This is a genomic window from Arthrobacter globiformis (genome assembly GCF_046536215.2).
GTDB classification, from domain to species: Bacteria; Actinomycetota; Actinomycetes; order Actinomycetales; family Micrococcaceae; genus Arthrobacter; species Arthrobacter globiformis_E.
On the sequence record NZ_JAWMWD020000002.1, the window covers coordinates 72,951 to 91,268 of the forward strand.

Genomic DNA, 18,318 nt, shown 5'->3' on the forward strand with positions numbered 1-18,318 from the left:
GACTTGCATGTCCCTGCGACTGCTCTGAAACTATCACCGGCCAGTAACGCCTCTCAGGATTTGTTTTCAGAAAACGGGAGCGTGTCGCCTTTGTGACCTGCTGCTTTGGCCTTCTTAGGGTGGGGAGCATCGGCGGAGCGTGGCTTAGAAGCCCTTGGCCACGGCGGCCGCGGCGGCGAGCCAGGCGCGTTGGGTGGGGGGTTGGAGGGCGTCGTAGCGGATGGGTCCGTTGACCAGTGCGGGGTCGTAGGGGATGCGGACCACAGCCCGTACGTGCGGGGTAAAAGCCCCGGCGATCCTTTGGGCTTCGTCTTTGGCGCGTTTGAGCGCGTCGCCGCTCATGCTTCGTTTGGCGTCGGTGGATTCGGAGACGATGACGACGGCGTTGCGGGCCAATTCGGCATCGTGGCCGCCCCGGGATTCGAGGGTTTGGAGGGTCAAGCGGGCGGCTTCGGCGCGGTCTTCGATGGCTGTGACTGGGACGACGAGCTGGTTGGTGTGGTGGATCATGCGGCGCCAGTTCGCTGCGCGAGCGGTGTTTCCGGAGTCCATGACAATGAGCCGGTAGTAACGGGTAAGGACCTGATGGGCGATGTCCACTTCTTCGGCGGTCACTTCGTGGTCGCCTTCGTCGTTTTCGTCCGAGCGCAGGACATCGAACTTGTCTGCCGTCTGGTGGTGGACGAACCGGGCGATCTCGGCTGCCTGGGCGCTGGGTGAGAGCAGCGCTTGGGATGAGTCGATGAGGTCCAGGACGCTGTTGTCGTGCCCGCCCTTCTCGGTGCGCCACCCGAGAGTTCCCTGGGATTCGTTGTTGTCCCAGGCCACGGTCGCAGCTCCGCTGTAGCGGGCGAGGATCGCGCTGAGCATGACGACGGTGGGTGTCTTGTTCGCGCCGCCCTTGCGATTAACGACGGCCACGGTCCGCGGGCCGGGCCAGTGCTGGCTGACGGTGCGGATGTCGTCGCGTTCGGCCAGCTCTTCGGGGGAAGGGTCCATGCGGAACCCGAGGCGGCTAAGGGCGCCGCGCCAGCCGCGCGTGGCTGGCTGCAGCACGGGCGCGCTGACGAGGAACGACGTGTCTTTGAGGCTGCGCCGGGCAGCAGGCTCAGCGGCCGCTGCTGGGGAGGCCGTGGCGGTCTCCTGGGCGGGCGCGGCCGTGATAGCCCCAAAGGTCACCGGCGTGTCACCGGCTGGTTGTGCGGGCGATTCCTCGAGGCCAGGCACGCCGGGAGTTGGAGCGGGCGCGGTTGTGGCTTCGGCCCGCTCGGGTGAAGGGGCGGCCGGAACGGGCGAGGCCTCCTGCCCGCTTCGGGAGGTGGGCTTGATCGGGGTTGCTTCGCTGACGACGCCGTCAGGGGAGACGATGATGAGGCCTTGGCCGTCGGGGTCGGTGGTGCTGACGCGGACGGGTCGGCCGAGCTGGACGGCGGTTTCGGTGATGAGGCGCAGCGCATCGTTCAGGACGGCAGCTTCGTCGGCGGCCTCGATCGCGTGGGAGGTTCCGTTGATGGTGACTTCACCGGTGCCGTTGGTGCGGAGAACGGCGTTGATCTTGGGGAAGTCGAGTGCTTGGGTTTCCATCATCTGTCCTTACTTTGTGCCGTTCGGGGGTGTGAAGCGGTTGACCTGCCAGGGCTTATCGGCGGCACTGCGGAGCAGCTGAACGTCGTAGTCGCCGGCATCGGTGGGGAACACAACATGGCAGCCGAACCCGTTGTTCTCATCGATCTTCAGTTGGCCGGGTCCGGTGACCTTGGTGGCCGGGATGTTGGCGGGGTCCACGTATTGGTAGTCGGCGGTGGCCTGGACGGTGAGGACCTCGCCGAGGTCCTGGATCCATTCCTTGTCCGTGACGGTGGGGCGGGCGTAGAGGGCCATGGCCTTGGTCGCGGTGTCCAGCGCGGATGTCTTGCTTGCCTCGTCCCAGCCGATGCCGAGGGTGGCCGGGGCTGTGCCGCCGGGGGCCTGGGACTTACCGCCGGCGCTGAGGGTGGCCGGTGCGGCGGTGGACGTGCCGGGTGCTGGTTCGGCGGGCGTGGTGCTGGCTGCCGGCGCGCACGCGGTGCACAGGAGCAGTGCTGTGAGGGCTGTCAGGGTGCGTTTCATGGTTTCTCCGGTGTGTTGCTGCCGGGCAGGTAGAGAAAGGCACTCGGTGTGCCGTTCCGGACGGTGCGGGTGTAGTAGGTGTGGTCGTTCGGGGCGGGGTTGCCGTTGTAGCCCTCTTCGAGGAAGCTGCCGTCGCCGTTGACGGCTTTGACGATGGCGACGTGGCCGTAGGTGCTGTCGGCGCCTCCGGCACCGGGGGAGTACCAGACGACGGCGCCGACGCGTGGCGTGGTGCCGGTGGGCCAGCCTTTGGCCTCCCAGCCGTCCTTCCAGGTCAGGGCGGAGCCGAGGAGGGCGCCGTCGGGCCGGAAGGTGCCGTTGAGCGCCTTGTAGGGGGCGTTGGTGCTGCCGAGCTGCTGGTTGATGCGCCAGAGGGCGAAGTCAACGCATTCGCGGTTGAACATGCCCAATGGGGATGCGGCGTAGATCTGGGCGGTGCGCCAGGGCAGGTCATCGCCTTTGCCGGATTCGCCGGGGATGCCGCAGGAGCTGGTGCCGCCGGCGTCTGTAATCTTGACCTCGCCCAGGGCTGCGACGACCTCGACAGCTGCGGGCCAGTAGGTCTGGTAGTGGAACGGGTCGGCGTTGCGCTGGACCCTGTGCGCGGCGGTGGCGGGGTCGAGCTGTTCCCAGCCGTTGATGTTCTGCAGGGCCTTGAAGAAGTTGGTGGCGGCGGCGGCGGGGTTCATCCGGTCCTGGTAGGTGCCCCAGGCGCCGTTGTCGCGCTGCTGGAACAGGCCCCGGGAGTCGGGGCCGGGGACGTCGCCGTGGTCCAGGATGCGCAGTCCGGACTCTCCCATGGCCGTCATGACCCCGATGGTTTGCCCCCGGACGGACAGGCCAAGGGATTTGCCGGCGTTGATGACCAGGGCCGCGTTCTTCAGCTGCTCGCCCTCATAGCCGGCGATGGCTACTTTGGGCAGCTGATTCGCGTCAACGCTGACGCCGGGGCCGGTCGGTGAGCACACGTCGGCCGCGGCCTGGGAGCCGCCGCCGAACAGGATGATGGACAGCACGAGCCCGATGGGTGCGAGGGCGGCACCGGCAGCCAGTACGGGCGCGTTTGATCTCGACTGCATGTGTCCCCCTCACATTCGCTTGGCTGCTTCGCGCTACTGCTGGTTGTCCTCGGTCTCCCCGGGTGTTTGGCCCTTCCGCAGAGTGTTCCGGTTTTCCCAGACCCAGTCTTTGACTTGATCTCTGGCGATCAACCATGTCTTCTCGACTTGGTAAGCAGGAATCACTCCGGTTTGGAGCCAGCGGTAGACGGTGTTTCGGGAGAGCCCGAAGATCTCCTCGAGGTCCTGGGGCGTCAGACGCTCCGGGTACTTTGCGAAGAGAGCTTCCAGGTACTTCGGGTCCACGCTCAGTCCGTCCCACCGCATGAAGCCATCGTAGACCATAAATTGGTACTGTGATGTACTAGGAGTGACTGAAAGGTATTAAAGCTGTTGTTCGGGGTCACCTTTGGCCTTTCGTGTCGGATGGTACCGATACGATCTTTGCGGACATTACTAGGGGATGTGAAATGCCGGTCTCAAAGAATCGCTGGGTGACGCCCGGCGCTGACACTATCGACGAACCCATTTTGGTCCTCCCGGAAGAGCCCCCGTTCGTCCCCACGGGGGCGACGAGGCCGCAGCTCAGTGTTCCCCAGCCAGATCATGCGGACAGGCTTCCCCGACGGGACGTCTCCGGAAGGGAGCCGGGGTTTTGGTGGCTTGGCGTCCAGGGCGGCGCCGGTGAAACCTCACTTACCCGCCTGGACAAGAACACCAAGGCCGCCGGGCACCACTGGCCGGTCACCGAGGCCGGCTCCGTCGTTGTCCTCGTTGCCCGTTCCAATATCCCCGGCCTGCGCGCGGCACGCCTGGCGGCCACTGAATGGGCATCAAGGTCCCTTCCCGGGATCCAGGTCGCCGGCCTCGTGGTCATGGCCGACGCTCCCGGACGGCTCCCCAAAGAAATCCGCGACTTCGCCCGCGTCGTGGGCGGGGGAGTACCCCACGTTTGGCATTTCCCCTGGGTCGACGCATGGCGCTACGGCCACGATGTTGCCCCTGAAGACCTTCCCAAAGAAGCCCGCACCGTCCTTGAGCAGGTGCGCCTCGCCGTAACTGCCGCCGCTGGACTCCCTGCCAAGTAGAAAGAAGAAACACCCATGTTGTTCTCCAAAGCCCTCGAATGGTCGAGCTTTGCCATCACCGAGATACCGAACCCCGGCATGGGTGAGGCCCCTCCCGGCGCTGAAGGCCTGCTGACGATCCTCAAATGGATCGCATGGGTCGTCTTCGGCCTGGCTGTTGCGGGCATCCTCATCACCGCCGGAACAATGATGATCAACAACAAACGCGGTCAGGGTGGTGAGCATGCCGCCGCCCTCGGGTGGATCCTGGCCGGCTGCGCCCTGGCAGGCTCCGCAAGTGGCGTCGTAGGCCTCCTCGCCTAAGGAGCGCCAGCCATGACTGAACCGACCATGAACGAAGACCAAAACCCGCTAACCAAACCTAAGTTCATCATTTCGGCCGTTGTCGTGGCGCTCATTGTCGCGCTTGGGATCATCCTGGCCCTGCTCCCTCGCGGGGGAGGAACCTCGACAGCCGAGCCAAGCAATCCCGGCTCCACCACCACCAGCACCCAGTCCAGCGAAGCAGCAGCAAGCGTCTGCGGCCTGCCCCCGGGCGACCAGACCAAACCAGCCACCACACCCACTGACACCAAATGGGAACTCGTCGGAAAGATCGCCGCCCCCACAGCGCCCATGCAATACGGGCCCGGTAAGACCGAAGCCAACGGACTCCGCTCCTGCTTCGCACACTCACCCACCGGAGCCCTCTACGCAGCAGCAAACATGACCGCATTGTCGGCAGCTGGAAAAGCAAACCTCGTTTATGAGCAGTTGGCACTCCCCAGCCCGGAGCGTGATGCCGTGCTGAAATCATCGCCTTCAGCTGCCCCGAGCTCCGTCACCGCTCAATTGGCCGGATTCACCTTTCGCTCCTATGACGCTGACCGAGCCGTGATTGATCTTGCCTTCAAAGGAGCCAACGGCACCTTCGTCTCCATTCCAGTCCCGCTCCAGTGGTACGCCGGCGACTGGAAGTTCGTCGTCCCTGCTACCGGAGACACTGGTGCAAGGCAGATTACAGACTTGGGCGGCTACATCGAATGGTCCGGCGTCTAGATGGCTGAATGCACAGGCCTGAATGTCATTAATCCCTTTTGCCAAGCAGGTGCGGCAATTGAGGACGTCGCAAACGACTCGGTCAAGAACATGGCTAAAGCGATTGCCGATGCCGTCGGACAGACCGTGCAGACGCTGGGAACGTTTTGGGTGAATGTCGGAACTCCCGCCCTAACCTCGGCACCTGGTGGGTCCACCGCGAGTGATCCGGTGTTGTTTCTGCAGAACAGTCTCTACTTTTGGACGGCGTCCCTTGCTGTGCTCTCCGTCCTCGTCGGGGCGGCCAAGATGGCGATCGAACGCCGGGGTGCACCCTTGCGGGATCTGGCGCGTTCACTTGCGACTTTGGTTGTCGTCTCCGGTGCGGGTGTCGCGGCAGTGGGTCTGCTGACGGTCGCGGCGGATCAGTTCTCTGCCTGGATTATCAAGAACTCCACGGACGGGACCTCTTTCAACGACAACATCACCGCGATGCTGGCGCTTTCGGCCACCAGCCCGATCGGGGCGATCATGATCATCCTTCTGGGACTGATCGCGATTCTGGCCTCCGTCATGCAGATCGTGCTCATGATCATCCGCGGTGGCCTCCTGGTCATCCTGACGGGTATCTTTCCCACGGCGGCGGCCTTTACCAACACCGAGGCCGGCAGGGGCTGGTTCCAGAGGTGCACGGCCTGGCTGATCGCCTTCATCCTCTACAAGCCTGCGGCCGCCATCATCTATGCCACGGCCTTCCAGCTCAGCGGCACAAAGATCTTCGGCAACGCTGGTGACGGCAAGGACTTCGGCTCCGCACTCCTGTCAACGGTCACAGGGCTGGCTCTGATGATCATCGCCTTGTTCGCCATGCCAGCCCTCATGCGGTTCGTCACCCCCATGGTCGGTGCTGTTGCCGGCGGCGGTGGAGGCATGGCAGCGGGAACGGTCGGCGCCCTGGCATCGGGGGCAATCAGCATGGGCAGCGCGGGACGGGGCGGTGGATCAGCCACCGGCTCGATGACGACCAGCAGCACCTCGAGCCACAGCCCGGGAGCTGAGGGTCTCTCGGCGACTGGAAGCCAAGGATCGGCAGGAACGTCCGGGATGGCAGGGAAGAGCGGTTCCAGGGGTAGCGAAGCCTCTGGCGCGGCAGCGCCCAGCGGTGCGGGCAGTGCCTCCGGCAGCGGAGCGGCCGCCAGCGGTGGCGCTGTGGCATCGGGCGCAGGCGGCGTCGCCGTGCTGGCTGCCCAAAAGGGCGTTGAAGCAGGACAGGCCGCGTCCGGGGCGATCAAAGACATGAGTGAAGAATCCACGGGGGGTGCCTGAGTTGGCAGCGATTGAGAACACCTACAGGGAACCGACCTACAGCCACTGGCGGCGGCCGCGCAAAGCAGGTCTCGGCACGCTTGGCGGGCTGGCCACCGTCGCATTGTTTGTTGGCCTGATCATCACAGTGATCTGTCTCTTTGTCGGCGGCTGGCTCGCCGGACTCGTCGCACTCGTCATTCTCGGGGTGCTGCTGTCCGTCGTCTCGGTGACCGACAAGCACAACAAATCCGTGGGGGAGCGGGCCTTCGCCCGGTTGGCGTTCCGCTCCGCGCAGCGCAAGAGGGCCAACATCTACCGCTCCGGACCGTTGGGGCTGACACCGTGGGGTGAGTTCCAGCTTCCGGGCATCGCTGCCGGGTCCAAGCTGTACGAGTTCACCGACTCCTATGGCCGCCCGTTCGCGCTGATCCACCTTCCCTCCACCGCCCACTACACGGTCGTCTTCGGCACCCAGCCTGACGGGGCATCGCTGGTCGATCCCGAGCAAATTGATGCCTGGGTGGCCAACTGGGGCGGCTGGCTCGCCTCGCTGTCCAATGAACCTGCCGTTGTGGCAGCATCGGTCACGGTTGAAACCGCACCGGATTCCGGGGCACGGCTGCGCCGGGAAGTGGAGTCCAACATTCACGAGGACGCCCCGGACATTGCCAAGGCCATGCTTCGGGAGGCTCTGGAAACCTACCCGCAGGGGTCGGCCACGATCCGGGCCTGGGTCGCGCTGACGTTCAGCGCCGCCGCCCGGGCAGGCGGTAAACGGCGCACCGCCGACGAGATCGCCAAGGATCTCGCCTCACGGCTTCCCAGCCTGACCGAGCGGCTCGAGTCCACCGGTGCCGGCGCGTGCGCGCCGTTGAACGCCCAGGAACTGTGCGAGGTCGTTCGGGTCGCGTACGATCCTGCAGCGGCCCGGCTCATCGACGAAGCCCACTACCAGGGCACGCCTGTTGACCTGGACTGGGGCGAGGTCGGACCGTCCGCCCATCAGGCCGGCTGGGACGGCTACCGCCACGACTCCGGCCACTCTGTGTCCTGGACGATGACGGGAGCGCCCCGCGGCCACATCCTCGCATCGGCCCTGGGCCGCCTGGTCGCACCGCACGGGGAGATCGCCCGCAAGCGCGTCACGTTGCTGTACCGTCCGATCGACGCCGGCCGCGCGGCCACCATCGTCGAATCAGATCAGACCAGCGCCCTCACCCGCGCCTCTTCCACCAACCGGCCCACCGCCCGCGCCCTGGTCGATGCCCGCGCGGCACAGGCCACCGCCGCCGAAGAAGCCAAGGGCGCCGGGCTGGTCAACTTCGGCATGGTCGTCACCGCCACGGTCCTGTCCTCCCGTGACCTTGAGGACGCCGTCGCCGTCGTGGAGGGCAACCTCGGCCCGTCCGCACGCCTGCTCCTGCGACGCGCCTACGGCTCACAGGACTCCGCGTTCGCCGCGTCCCTGCCCTTGGGCCTGGTCCTGCCCAAGCACCTGAAGGTCCCCGAAGAGATCCGCGAGGCCATGTAATGTTCGGCAGCAAGACAAAGCACCAGCGCGCCAAGGCTCCTGCCGCGAAGCTAGCGCCCGCTGTCGCCCGCCGCCCGGGCCTGCGGGGCTGGCGGGGCCGCGGGCAGGGCGAAGCCGTCTACGTCACTGCCGCCGATGAATGGCGCGGAACCTCGGTCCAGGTCTGCGGTCTCTGGCCGTTCGTGGGCGGGTCCGGCACTCCGATCCTGGGTGTGCCGATCGGCGTCCACACCGACACCGGAGCACCCTTCGGCGCCGATCCGATCAGCTGGTTCATGCATGGCATGATCAACAACCCCTCCATGTTCGTCCTCGGCCTGCCGCACTACGGCAAATCCACCCTGGTCCGGCACATCGTCCTCGGCCTGGCAGGCAGGAGCATCAACCCGCTGATCCTCGGTGACCTGAAACCGGACTACGTTGACCTCATCGAAGCCCTCGGCGGCCAGGTCATCAGCCTCGGCCCTGGACGCGGCCATTTGAACGTTCTGGACCCGGGTGAAGCCACCGAGGCCGCCGCCAGGCTGCTCGCCTCAGCCGAAGAGCACCGCGCCGCCGCGGACCGGGCCCTGAACGATCCAAAGGCTGGCCAGGCCGCGGCCGGGGAGCTTCACGCCGCGGCGGTGAAGGCGGAGAAGCTGGCCGAACAGCTGATGGCCGACTCGCACAACCGGCGCCTGAACATGATCACGGCGCTGATCACGATCGTGCGGAACGCCAAGCCCAGCGCGCACGAGGAGTCCTTGATCGACCGGGCCCTGCACATCCTGGACGAGCGGCAGGACCGGGTCCCGTTGATTGGGGATCTGATCGAGGTCATCAAAGACGCCCCCGACGAGCTGCGGGCCATCGCCCTGGACCGGGGCGATATGAGCCGATACCTGGACGCAACCGACCAACTGCGCCAGTCCCTGTATTCCCTGAACGGGTCAGGCCGGTTCTCTGACATGTTCTCCCGGCCCACGGACCAGCCGATGGACCTGACCAAACCCGTGGTCTTTGACCTCTCAGGGATCTCCGACACCCAACGCGACGTCCAGGCCGCCTGCCTGCTGGCCTGCTGGTCCACCGGGTTCGCGACCGTCCAGGTCGCCCACACTCTGGCCGACGCCGGCCTCGAGCCGCGCCGGAACTACTTCGTCGTCATGGACGAACTCTGGCGGGCCCTGCGCTCCGGGGAAGGCATGGTCGACCGGGTCGACTCCCTCACCCGGCTGAACCGCACCGAAGGTGTCGGGCAGGCCATGATCACGCACACCATGAGCGACCTCGAAGCCCTGCCCACCGAATCCGAGCGGATGAAAGCCCGCGGCTTCGTCGAACGCTCCGGCATGGTCGTCTGCGGCGCCCTCCCGGGCGCCGAAATGGAAAAGCTCAACAAAGCCGTCACCCTCTCCCGGGCAGAGCAGGCCCGGCTCATCTCCTGGGCCGACCCGGGGTCATGGACCGACGTCGGCGGATCCCGCAAACCGGTCCGCCCGGGCCTGGGCAAATTCCTCTTCAAAGTCGGCGGCCGCCCCGGGATCCCGGTCGCGCTCAAGCTAACCAGCGTCGAAGAGCGGCTGCACGACACCAACAAACGCTGGACCATCGGCAACAACGGCGAAGGGCAGAACTGATGGGCGCCCCCAACAGCGGCAAACGCTCGCAACTCGACCCCCAGACGATGCTGCTCTGGGTATTCATCGCCGTCGTGGGCATTGGTGTCGGGTCAGTGGCCGGCGCCGTGCACCTCGGGTCCAAGCTCTCCGGTGACGGACAGACGCTGCCGATCAACCCGTTCGAACTGGTCTTCGGCCTCATCTCGCACAAGGTCACCTGGCCCGCGGCCGCCACCTGGATCCTGGCCGGCCTCGGCACCCTCGCCCTCATCCTGGCCATCCTGGTACTCCGTGCGGTGCTGCGCCGAGGGGCCAAGCGTTCCCGCGTGGACGCCGCCGCCCAGCATATGGCCAAAGGCCGCGACCTGCGCGCCCTGAGCCTGCGCGGTGCCACCGCGACCGCCGAACGTCTCGGCGTGAAAGGCTCACCCGGCGTCCCGGTCGGCAAAACCGTCCTGGGCGGGCAGATGGTCTACGGCTCCTGGGAAGACATGCACATAGACATCTGGGGACCCCGCACCGGCAAGACCACCTCCCGGGCGATCCCGGCGATCCTCGCCGCCCCCGGCGCGGCCTTGGTGACCTCGAACAAGCGGGACATCGTCGACGGAACCCGCGACGTCCGCGGCGCCGAAGGCCCCGTGTGGGTCTTCGACCCGCAATCCGTCGCCCACGAGGAACCCTCCTGGTGGTGGAACCCCCTGTCCTACGTCACCGACGAAGTGAAAGCCGCCCGCCTGGCAGACCACTTCGCCGCCGGTTCCCGCGGCCCGGACGCCAAAACCGACGCCTACTTCGACCCCGCCGGCCAGGATCTCCTCGCCGGGCTCCTGCTCGCCGCCGCCCTCGATAACCGCCCGATCACGCAGGTCCACACCTGGCTGACCCGCCCCGCCGATGACGAAGCGGTGGACATCCTCAAAGCGCATGGCTTCACCCAGACCTCCAACGCCGTCGGCGGCGTCATCAACGCCCCCGACAAGCAACGCGGCGGCGTGTACGGCACCGCCCTGCAAATGGCCTCCTGCCTCACCAACCGCCAAGTCGCCCAATGGGTCACACCCCAAGGCGACCACGACACCCGGCACCAGTTCGACCCGGCAGCATTCGTCCGCTCCAAAGGCACCCTGTACAGCCTGTCCAAGGAAGGCAAGGGCACCGCCGGCCCACTCGTGACCGCCCTGACCGTGGCCACGGTCGAGGCCGCCGAAGAACTCGCCGTCCACTCACCCGGCGGCCGGCTCGCCACACCCATGCTCGGTGTCCTGGACGAAGCCGCCAACGTCTGCCGCTGGCGCGAACTGCCCAACCTCTACAGCCACTACGGCTCCCGCGGCATCCTCCTGATGACCATCCTCCAGTCCTGGTCCCAAGGCGTTGAAGTGTGGGGCCGCGACGGGATGCGCAAACTCTGGTCCGCATCCAACATCAAGGTCTACGGCGGCGGCGTCGCCGAAGCCGAGTTCCTCAACGAGCTCGCACAACTCGTGGGGGAGTACCGGTACTCCAACATGACCAGAAGCCGCTCCAAACAGGGCACCTCCTACAGCCACGACGACGATCGCAAAGAACGCACCCTCGACGTCTCCGACCTCGCCGCCTTCCCCCGCGGCCGGGCCATTATGTTCGCCTCCGGCGCCCCTGCCGCACTCCTGGAAACAGTGCCCTGGATGAACGGACCCCACGCGGAAGCGGTGCGGGCATCCATCAGCGCACACGACCCCGCGAACAAACCACCGGCCGCAGCCGGGAACCGGTGGATCGCCGCAGGTTCCCCTCATGAGTGAGGGCCTGGGGGAGTGGGACGACGAACTCGGGGACACTGCCGACCCCACCGAGCCGGCCGAGGATGAGTCAGACGCCCCTGAGCTGTTCTACCCAAACGTCGCCGAATTCGTCCGCAACAAGGTGGCCACCACCTACCGCCGGCAACTCAACGTCCAAGGCGGTGTGACCTGGTGCCCCCAATGGTGGAAACACGCCGAAGCAATCAGCCGCCTCGAAGCACTCTGGCGGGCCTGGGAGTTCCTGCGCCTCGACGGAACCACAGGAATGAGCGTCTGGTGGCGCGACCACGCAGACCACCACATGCCCGTCCTGCTCTCAACAGATGGTCCCTTTAAAGGCTGCACCCCGGACGACGGCCACCGCTCCAAACTCGCGCCACTGCCGTGCGAGGAACCACCTGCAGGGCTGTTCTAAACCTGGCGCTAGTAGCCAACGTTCAAGGTGACCACGCGGGCTGTCCACAGTTGGGGTCGATCCGGGTTATCCACGGCTGGAATCGGGAGCCATCCGGAAAGCTCCCTCAGTAGTAGTAGCGGTGGATAACCCACCAGGATTGTCCCCAGCTGTGGGCAGGGGACTCAAGGATCGCGGCGGCGGTGGCATTGATCAACCGGTGACAGAAGGCGTGGGACGTGGCACCAAGCTCTTTGAAAGAGTGACCAGATATCGTTTGTCTTTTGACGCGACTCAAAGCGGCCGCACGAAGTGAAGGAACGTAATGAACATCCCCGACATCGACTTCACTCGTATCCGGTCGCTAGGGCCTGGCGGACAGCGCGACGGGTACGAGCAGTTCATCTGCCAGCAGGTCGCACAGGAGTCTCCGGCTAATGGTTCGAAATTCGTATCACTGCATGGGGCTGGTGGCGACGGGGGTGTCGAGTGCTACTGGACTCTTGAGAACGGCTCCGAGCATGGCTGGCAGGCCAAGTACTGGACCGCCCATAGCGACGTCAGCAAGTCTCAGCTCGATGCGTCCGTCGAGACAGCCCTCGATCAGCACCCGAAGCTGACGAAATATACGATTGCGATCCCTACCGACCCGACGGGCCGCACTGGCGGTCGCGGTAAGTCGCTGCTGGAGAAAATCTACGACTCCAAAGGCTGGTTCGAAGGGTGGCAGAAAATGGCCACCGACCGAAGCTTGAACGTAGAGTTCGAGCTCGAGTGGGAAACGAATATCGTGACGCGCCTAAACCGTCTGGATACGTCCGGTATCCAGCGACGGTTCTGGTTCGATGTCGATGTCCTTCCCAGGAAGTGGTGGGACGACCGCCTGGAGGAAGCGGTCGCGGCCGCCCGCCCTCGGTACACACCGGAGCTGAACGTCCAGGTACCCGCAGCACAATCTATCGCTGCCCTATGTTCCGACGACGAGTGGTGGCAGGTCGTCCTCGACCAAGTCGACAAGGTCTCGAAAGCCGTTGACCAACTCCGTTACGCCGACGCCGCAGTTCTGGCCGCCGACATAGATGCCGCCCGCGCAGCAGCTGCCACGGTCACCGACGCACTCAACGCATGGCACACCTCGCGGACAAGCGCTGGACTCAACAACCTCGCTCAAGCTCTGGATGCAGCCACAGCCACTGTCAGAGATCAGATAAATCTCGAGGTTGCGGCTATGGATGAGAAGTATGGAAACTGGGACAGCGAAAGCTGGCGACAGTTCCAGGGCGAGTACATGGTTCGGTTCCCCGCAGCGGCCGTCGACGCGCTGCGAAAGCTGGGGGCAAGTCTCACAACTGCGACTGGGCTCCTCGTCAGCCCCGTCGGCCGGTTGGCGGGTACTCAAGTCGCCCTTATGACGGGCCCCGCCGGCATAGGCAAGACCTACCTTGCTCTAGACGCCGTTCAGCGGCGCTTGACTCAAAGCCGTCCCAGCGTCGCGCTTCACGGTCGCTGGTTCACGAACCACGAGCCGCTCGCGCACCTTCGCGACCTTCTCCAGATGCCGTCTGACCTGACCAGCGAGGAAGCCATAGCGTTGCTAGACGAGAGTGCCCGCATAGCTGGCACCCCGGCATTGCTAGTCATTGACGCGCTAAATGACACCCGCCCTCGATCCCTCTGGCGGGATAACCTTGAACGACTCATCTCCGTCATCAGGAGGTACCCGCGTGTCCGGCTGCTGCTCACCGCACGCACGCACTACGTCGGCCAGGTCCTTCCGAACGGGCTCGACCTCCCTAGGTTTGAGCACACGGGATTCGAGGGAGTCGAGTTCGAGGCCGTCAGCGAGTACGCAGCGTTCTATGGCCTTGAGGCACCGACATCTCCGCCGATCCATGGGGAATTCGACAATCCTCTCTACCTACGACTGGTGTGCGAAGCACTACGTGCCAACAACCGGCTCTCGCTCGACCAAGCCAACATGGGTCTCAACGAACTCGCCAAGATGGTTCTCGACAACGCGAACAACATCATCAGCGATCGAATTGATGCCTCCCCCTCCGACCGCGTGGTCCACCGGGCCATGAACGCCTTGGCCAAAGCCATAGCAGACGAAGGGGGCGCCCTACTTACTCGCACGCGCGCTCAAGCCGTCCTGACGCCAATCTGGGCCGATATCAGCGGAGAAAAATCTCTACTCGATGCTCTGATCGCACAAGGTCTGGTCGAGGAAGATGTAATCCCCGATGGGAGCCCTTACGGCGCCGACATCATAGCCATCACTTTCGAACGAATCGGGCACCACCTGATCGTGTCCGACGCTCTCGCCGAAGTGACCGACGCGGCGGGTGTCCGCGACCAACTCGCGGGGCGTCTGGGGAACCTCTTGGGGCTCGGCGGAACCATCGACCTCGGTATTCTAGAAGCCACTTCCGTCGTGGTCGCCGAGCGCTTCGGCTTTGAACTAACGGATTTTGAAGACGAGATCGGCAACCCTGAGGCTATCGCGGCCGCCACTATCGCCGGCACCGGCTGGCGCTCGGTACTCTCAATCACCAATGAGACCGGCGACATCATTCTGGACGGGCTCACGCGCGAAGACACTTTCGACGCCGGGCTTACAATGCTCTTCCGTTTGGCTGCGCGCCCCGGTCACCCGTTAAATTCGGACTTCTTGCATCAGTTCCTCAGCACGTTGGACATGGGTTCGCGTGACCAGTTTCTCCCCTGGTGGCTACATACAACCCACGGCACGAGTGGGGCCGTCGACCGTCTCATCCGTTGGGCGAACGAAAAGCCTCTCCACGATGTCGGCGCGGCCACGACCCGCCTATGGGTGACTGCGCTCTTGTGGACCACAAGCGCCACCGACCACCGCGTCCGTGAACCCGCAACCGTTGGCGCTGCCCGCCTTCTAGCCAGGCATCCTGGGGAGGCCGAGGCAATCTTGGAACGGTTCAGTCTCGTCAATGACGAGTGGGTCGTCGAACGTGCCCTTGAGGTTGTGTACTCAGCACTTCTTGCAAAGGGCAGTGAGGTGGACTGGGCTGCCGCGGCCCAGAACGTGTGGAACATTTTCTTTTCCTCACCTTCCAACATCACGCCCAACGTGGCTGTCCGCGACGTTGCCCGTTGCATCCTTGAAGCGGCCAAAGACCGAGGCCCTCTGCCCGATGGCGTGACAGAGGAACAGTTCCGGCCGCCATACACGAGTGCGTGGCCGCTTGAATGGCCCACCGAGGAGGACATCGCCCCATACAAGACCGCCGAATACCCCAAACTCGTGTTCTCCGCTACTGGGGACGACTTTTACCGGTACAAACTTGAGCACGATCTCAAGGATCGGCCGGGCGTGGACGTCGCAGCCTCAGCAAGGTGGATAGTCGCTGAAGTTATTCGCCTGGGGTACAACACTGAACAACACGCTGATTTTGATGACTACGTGTTGGGCGAGTACGGCCAAGGCCGAGGAAAGCCCGCATGGATTGAACGAATCGGTAAGAAGTACCAGTGGATTGCCCTTAGTCGGCTCATTGGGTATGTCTCCGACCACGCCCCCCAAAAACCCAACCCTTGGGATCCGCCACCGGCGCCGGTCCCCGGGCCGGCGAGCACCGTCTTCCGTCAGGTCGACCCGACCATTACTGAATTTGAACCCGCCGGCGATGCACCACGTCCCTGGGTGCCAACTTACGACTGGGCGTCTACGACCGACGAGCCAGATACCCAGTGGGTGGCCGACGACACCGATCTTCCCAACATCGCACTTACCGCCGCCAATCACAATGGACGCCCCTGTGTCGTCTTGGCAGGCTATTACGAATGGAATAACGGCACCGACAGTTCCAAGCGCTCTCGCAGCATTTGGACGCACCTCTACACGCATTTGGTCAACACTGTAGATCTCCCGGTCGCATTGGCCGATCTCGAAGGACGAGACCTCATCGGGCACGACCTCTCCAACTTCCCGCAAACCGACGACGGATACGTCGGCGAGTTCCCCTACGGCCACCATCACGGTGCAACCATCCACCTCATAGACCATGAGTCGCGTCATTCACTCAAGGTCCCTACCCGGCCCGCAGCCTGGAACATCCTCGGCGACTATGAGTACGCTCCCGGAAATCACGGGACCATCTCTTTGATAGCCCCTGCACCCGATTTCTTCGGCCAAGCACCCGGCAAACTCCACTGGAACGGCCGTAATGGTTGGATTGACGACGAAGATTCTCTTGTGGCCGTCCTCCGCCACAGCGTCAAGGCTGGCCAGAACGAACTCCTGATCGACGCCGACTGGCTCGGACAGTGGCTCGAGGCCGAACAAAAGTCACTTATATGGGTGGAGAACACCGGTAAAGATGTTTACCGGGGGTTCGGCGGTACCGGCCCCTTCCAAGGAGCGCTCACCCGCTCTCAAGTGCATTCATCGACGACGGGAAGCGACAAGCAAACATCACGACCCGGTTGGCATTTTGTCCCGCCCCATGACGAGTGATCGTATGCCGGGAGTCCGTCGGAATTTTGTCCAGGCGACGTTACGGATTCGTGCTTCATCACGCCATTGGCGTCAGATTAAGTGTCCGGCTGAGCTCTAGAGTCTCATCGAAACCTGTCCAAAATGGACATTTGACCCCTAACCTGACGGCAATTTCGCCCGCTGCCTGACGTCAGTTTGGGGTGTGATCCAGCCGACATTCTGTTGTCGCGTCTTCTCCCGCTGAGCTGCGGGTCGCCTAGTAATGTTTCGTCGCGCCGACTGCTTCTGCTTTCTCTGCGGCGGGGACAACTTCACCGTCGATGCGGCGGTTCAAATGCCAGGGGTTGGCGTCCTGCAGCGCCTCCGGGAGCAGTTCCTGGGGAAGGTTCTGGTAGGCGACCGGCCGGAGGAACCGCTTGATGGCCAGGGTGCCCACTGAGGTGGTCCGGGAATCGGAGGTCGCCGGGAAGGGGCCGCCGTGGACCATGGCGTGGCCCACTTCCACGCCGGTGGGCCAGCCGTTGACGAGGATGCGCCCGACTTTCTGTTCGAGTACCGGGATCAGGGGCGCTGCGGCCGGGTAGTCGGCTTCGGTGAGCTGCAGGGATGCGGTGAGTTGGCCTTCGATCCGGGCGGCGGCCTGGAGCAGGTCTGCGGTGCTGTTGTAGCGGATTACCAGTGAGGCGGCGCCGAAGATTTCCTCGTGCAGGACGTGGTTGGACACGAACTGGTCCACCCCGGTGCCGAAGATGGTGGGTGCCGGTGCGTTCCGGGTGGGCCCGGGGGTGCCTTGGCCGATCAGAGCCACGCCGTCGGCCGAGCCCAGCGCCTCGGTGCCGGCGTTCCAGGAAGAGGCAATGCCCTCGGTGAGCATCGTTTGTCCGGGGCAGGCTGCGATGGCGCGTCCGACGGCGGTAGCGAGTTTGTCCCCTGCCTCGCCGGCGGGGGCGAAGAGCAGGCTGGGGGAGGTGCAGAGCTGCCCGGAGCTGCCGGTGACGGACGCGACGTACTGCTGGGCCAGGGCGTCGATGTCTTCAGCGGAACCTTCGAGGGCGCCTTGGAACACGAAGACGGGGTTGAGGGAGGACATTTCGGCGTAGACCGGGATAGGTTCGGGGCGTGCAGCCGCCGTCTTCATCAGGGCGATGCCGGCTGCCTGGGATCCGGTGAAGCCGACGGCCTTGATGGCGGGGTCGGCCACGAGGGCCTGGCCGATGCTGGCGCCGGGGCCATAGATCAGGGAGAACACGCCCGGGTGCAGCCCTGCGTCCCTGACGGCTTTGGTGACCGCGTGGCCTACGAGTTCACTGGTGCCGGGGTGGGCGTTGTGGGCTTTGAAGACCACGGGGCAGCCGGCGGCGAGGGCGGAGGCGGTGTCCCCTCCCGCCGTCGAGAAGGCCAGTGGGAAGTTGCTGGCGCCGAACACTGCCACGGGACCCAGGGGGATCTGGCGCTGCCGGATGTCGGCGCGGGGCAGCGGTGACCGGTCGGGGAGGGCGGGGTCGATGCGGACGCCGCGGAAGTCGCCCTGCCGGACCACGCCGGCGAAGAGGCGCAGTTGGCCCGTGGTCCTGGCACGTTCGCCCTGCAGGCGGGCGGCCGGCAGCCCGGTTTCCTGGCCGGCGCGGGTGATGAGTTCGTCGCCGATGGCCTCGATATTGTCCGCGATGGCTTCGAGGAAGGATGCGTGGGCCTCCGGGTCCAGGCTGCTGAAGGACGGGAAGGCTTCCTTCGCGGCGGCCGTGGCGGTCTTTAGCTGGTCTTCCGTGAGCAGCGTGTAGGCCGGTTCCAGGGGCTCGTTGGTGGCGGGATTGAAACCGTTAGTGGTCTTGCCGGCACCCGCAACGGGCTGTCCGGCGATAAGTGATTGTCCTGTAAAGGTCACTGTGGTTCCTCGGAGGTTGGTTGCGGCCAGGGGGAGCTGCCGGGTAAACGGCGGCGGCGGTTGCCG

14 protein-coding genes are annotated in these 18,318 nt (G+C 64.8%); 9 read left to right on the plus strand and 5 right to left on the minus strand.

The features are described from left to right. Nucleotides 1–144 precede the first annotated feature (144 nt). The 4 genes from R5O87_RS23235 to R5O87_RS23250 are packed head-to-tail and all read right to left on the minus strand — an operon-like array spanning nucleotide 145 to nucleotide 3,494. Nucleotides 145–1,587, minus strand: a complete 1,443-nt coding sequence (locus tag R5O87_RS23235; protein WP_410554726.1) for a MinD/ParA family ATP-binding protein — start codon at nucleotides 1,585–1,587, stop codon at nucleotides 145–147. 6 nt (nucleotides 1,588–1,593) lie between these two features. Then, nucleotides 1,594–2,109, minus strand: a complete 516-nt coding sequence (locus tag R5O87_RS23240) for a hypothetical protein (RefSeq protein WP_410554727.1) — start codon at nucleotides 2,107–2,109, stop codon at nucleotides 1,594–1,596. Next, complete coding sequence (locus tag R5O87_RS23245; RefSeq protein WP_410554728.1) at nucleotides 2,106–3,188, minus strand: CHAP domain-containing protein; 1,083 nt, start codon at nucleotides 3,186–3,188, stop codon at nucleotides 2,106–2,108. The genes R5O87_RS23240 and R5O87_RS23245 overlap by 4 nt, the downstream gene beginning before the upstream one ends. A gap of 33 nt (nucleotides 3,189–3,221) precedes the next feature. Next, nucleotides 3,222–3,494: a helix-turn-helix domain-containing protein gene (locus R5O87_RS23250; protein ID WP_410554729.1), complete on the minus strand. Its 273-nt coding sequence runs from the start codon at nucleotides 3,492–3,494 to the stop codon at nucleotides 3,222–3,224. A gap of 167 nt (nucleotides 3,495–3,661) precedes the next feature. Between R5O87_RS23250 and R5O87_RS23255 the strand changes: the two genes are divergently transcribed. The 9 genes from R5O87_RS23255 (at nucleotide 3,662) to R5O87_RS23295 (ending at nucleotide 16,385) form a co-directional block, all read left to right on the plus strand. After that, nucleotides 3,662–4,255, plus strand: a complete 594-nt coding sequence (locus tag R5O87_RS23255) for a DUF6668 family protein (protein WP_410554730.1) — start codon at nucleotides 3,662–3,664, stop codon at nucleotides 4,253–4,255. A gap of 15 nt (nucleotides 4,256–4,270) precedes the next feature. Then, nucleotides 4,271–4,558, plus strand: a complete 288-nt coding sequence (locus R5O87_RS23260; RefSeq protein ID WP_410554731.1) for a hypothetical protein — start codon at nucleotides 4,271–4,273, stop codon at nucleotides 4,556–4,558. Between the two features lie 12 nt (nucleotides 4,559–4,570). Continuing rightward, nucleotides 4,571–5,293: a hypothetical protein gene (locus R5O87_RS23265; RefSeq protein ID WP_410554732.1), complete on the plus strand. Its 723-nt coding sequence runs from the start codon at nucleotides 4,571–4,573 to the stop codon at nucleotides 5,291–5,293. Nucleotides 5,294–5,383: 90 nt separating this feature from the next. Further along, a complete protein-coding gene (locus R5O87_RS23270) occupies nucleotides 5,384–6,598 on the plus strand; it encodes a hypothetical protein (protein ID WP_410554733.1) in 1,215 nt (404 codons plus the stop codon). Between the two features lies 1 nt (nucleotide 6,599). After that, entirely contained in the window at nucleotides 6,600–8,111 is a 1,512-nt protein-coding gene (locus R5O87_RS23275; RefSeq protein WP_410554765.1) for an SCO6880 family protein, read from the plus strand. Beyond that, entirely contained in the window at nucleotides 8,111–9,730 is a 1,620-nt protein-coding gene (locus tag R5O87_RS23280) for an ATP/GTP-binding protein (RefSeq protein WP_410554734.1), read from the plus strand. The genes R5O87_RS23275 and R5O87_RS23280 overlap by 1 nt, the downstream gene beginning before the upstream one ends. After that, entirely contained in the window at nucleotides 9,730–11,499 is a 1,770-nt protein-coding gene (locus R5O87_RS23285) for a type IV secretory system conjugative DNA transfer family protein (RefSeq protein WP_410554735.1), read from the plus strand. Before R5O87_RS23280 ends, R5O87_RS23285 begins: the two co-directional genes overlap by 1 nt. Next, complete coding sequence (locus tag R5O87_RS23290) at nucleotides 11,492–11,914, plus strand: DUF4913 domain-containing protein (protein ID WP_410554736.1); 423 nt, start codon at nucleotides 11,492–11,494, stop codon at nucleotides 11,912–11,914. The genes R5O87_RS23285 and R5O87_RS23290 overlap by 8 nt, the downstream gene beginning before the upstream one ends. Nucleotides 11,915–12,218: 304 nt before the next feature. After that, a complete protein-coding gene (locus R5O87_RS23295) occupies nucleotides 12,219–16,385 on the plus strand; it encodes an NACHT domain-containing protein (RefSeq protein ID WP_410554737.1) in 4,167 nt (1,388 codons plus the stop codon). 238 nt (nucleotides 16,386–16,623) lie between these two features. Here the strand turns inward: R5O87_RS23295 and R5O87_RS23300 are convergent, their stop codons facing one another. Then, nucleotides 16,624–18,252 carry an aldehyde dehydrogenase (NADP(+)) gene (locus R5O87_RS23300; RefSeq protein WP_410554738.1) on the minus strand — a complete coding sequence of 543 codons (1,629 nt, stop codon included), beginning with the start codon at nucleotides 18,250–18,252 and terminating at the stop codon, nucleotides 16,624–16,626. Between the last annotated feature and the right edge of the window lie 66 nt (nucleotides 18,253–18,318).

Bases quoted from the DNA above. Each gene is read 5' to 3' on its own strand.
- R5O87_RS23235 (WP_410554726.1), bottom strand. From the start codon at position 1,587: ATGATGGAAACCCAAGCACTCGACTTCCCCAAGATCAACGCCGTTCTC.
- R5O87_RS23240 (WP_410554727.1), bottom strand. From the start codon at position 2,109: ATGAAACGCACCCTGACAGCCCTCACAGCACTGCTCCTGTGCACCGCG.
- R5O87_RS23245 (WP_410554728.1), bottom strand. From the start codon at position 3,188: ATGCAGTCGAGATCAAACGCGCCCGTACTGGCTGCCGGTGCCGCCCTC.
- R5O87_RS23250 (WP_410554729.1), bottom strand. From the start codon at position 3,494: ATGCGGTGGGACGGACTGAGCGTGGACCCGAAGTACCTGGAAGCTCTC.
- R5O87_RS23260 (WP_410554731.1), top strand. From the start codon at position 4,271: ATGTTGTTCTCCAAAGCCCTCGAATGGTCGAGCTTTGCCATCACCGAG.
- R5O87_RS23265 (WP_410554732.1), top strand. From the start codon at position 4,571: ATGACTGAACCGACCATGAACGAAGACCAAAACCCGCTAACCAAACCT.
- R5O87_RS23270 (WP_410554733.1), top strand. From the start codon at position 5,384: ATGGCTAAAGCGATTGCCGATGCCGTCGGACAGACCGTGCAGACGCTG.
- R5O87_RS23280 (WP_410554734.1), top strand. From the start codon at position 8,111: ATGTTCGGCAGCAAGACAAAGCACCAGCGCGCCAAGGCTCCTGCCGCG.
- R5O87_RS23285 (WP_410554735.1), top strand. From the start codon at position 9,730: ATGGGCGCCCCCAACAGCGGCAAACGCTCGCAACTCGACCCCCAGACG.
- R5O87_RS23290 (WP_410554736.1), top strand. From the start codon at position 11,492: ATGAGTGAGGGCCTGGGGGAGTGGGACGACGAACTCGGGGACACTGCC.
- R5O87_RS23295 (WP_410554737.1), top strand. From the start codon at position 12,219: ATGAACATCCCCGACATCGACTTCACTCGTATCCGGTCGCTAGGGCCT.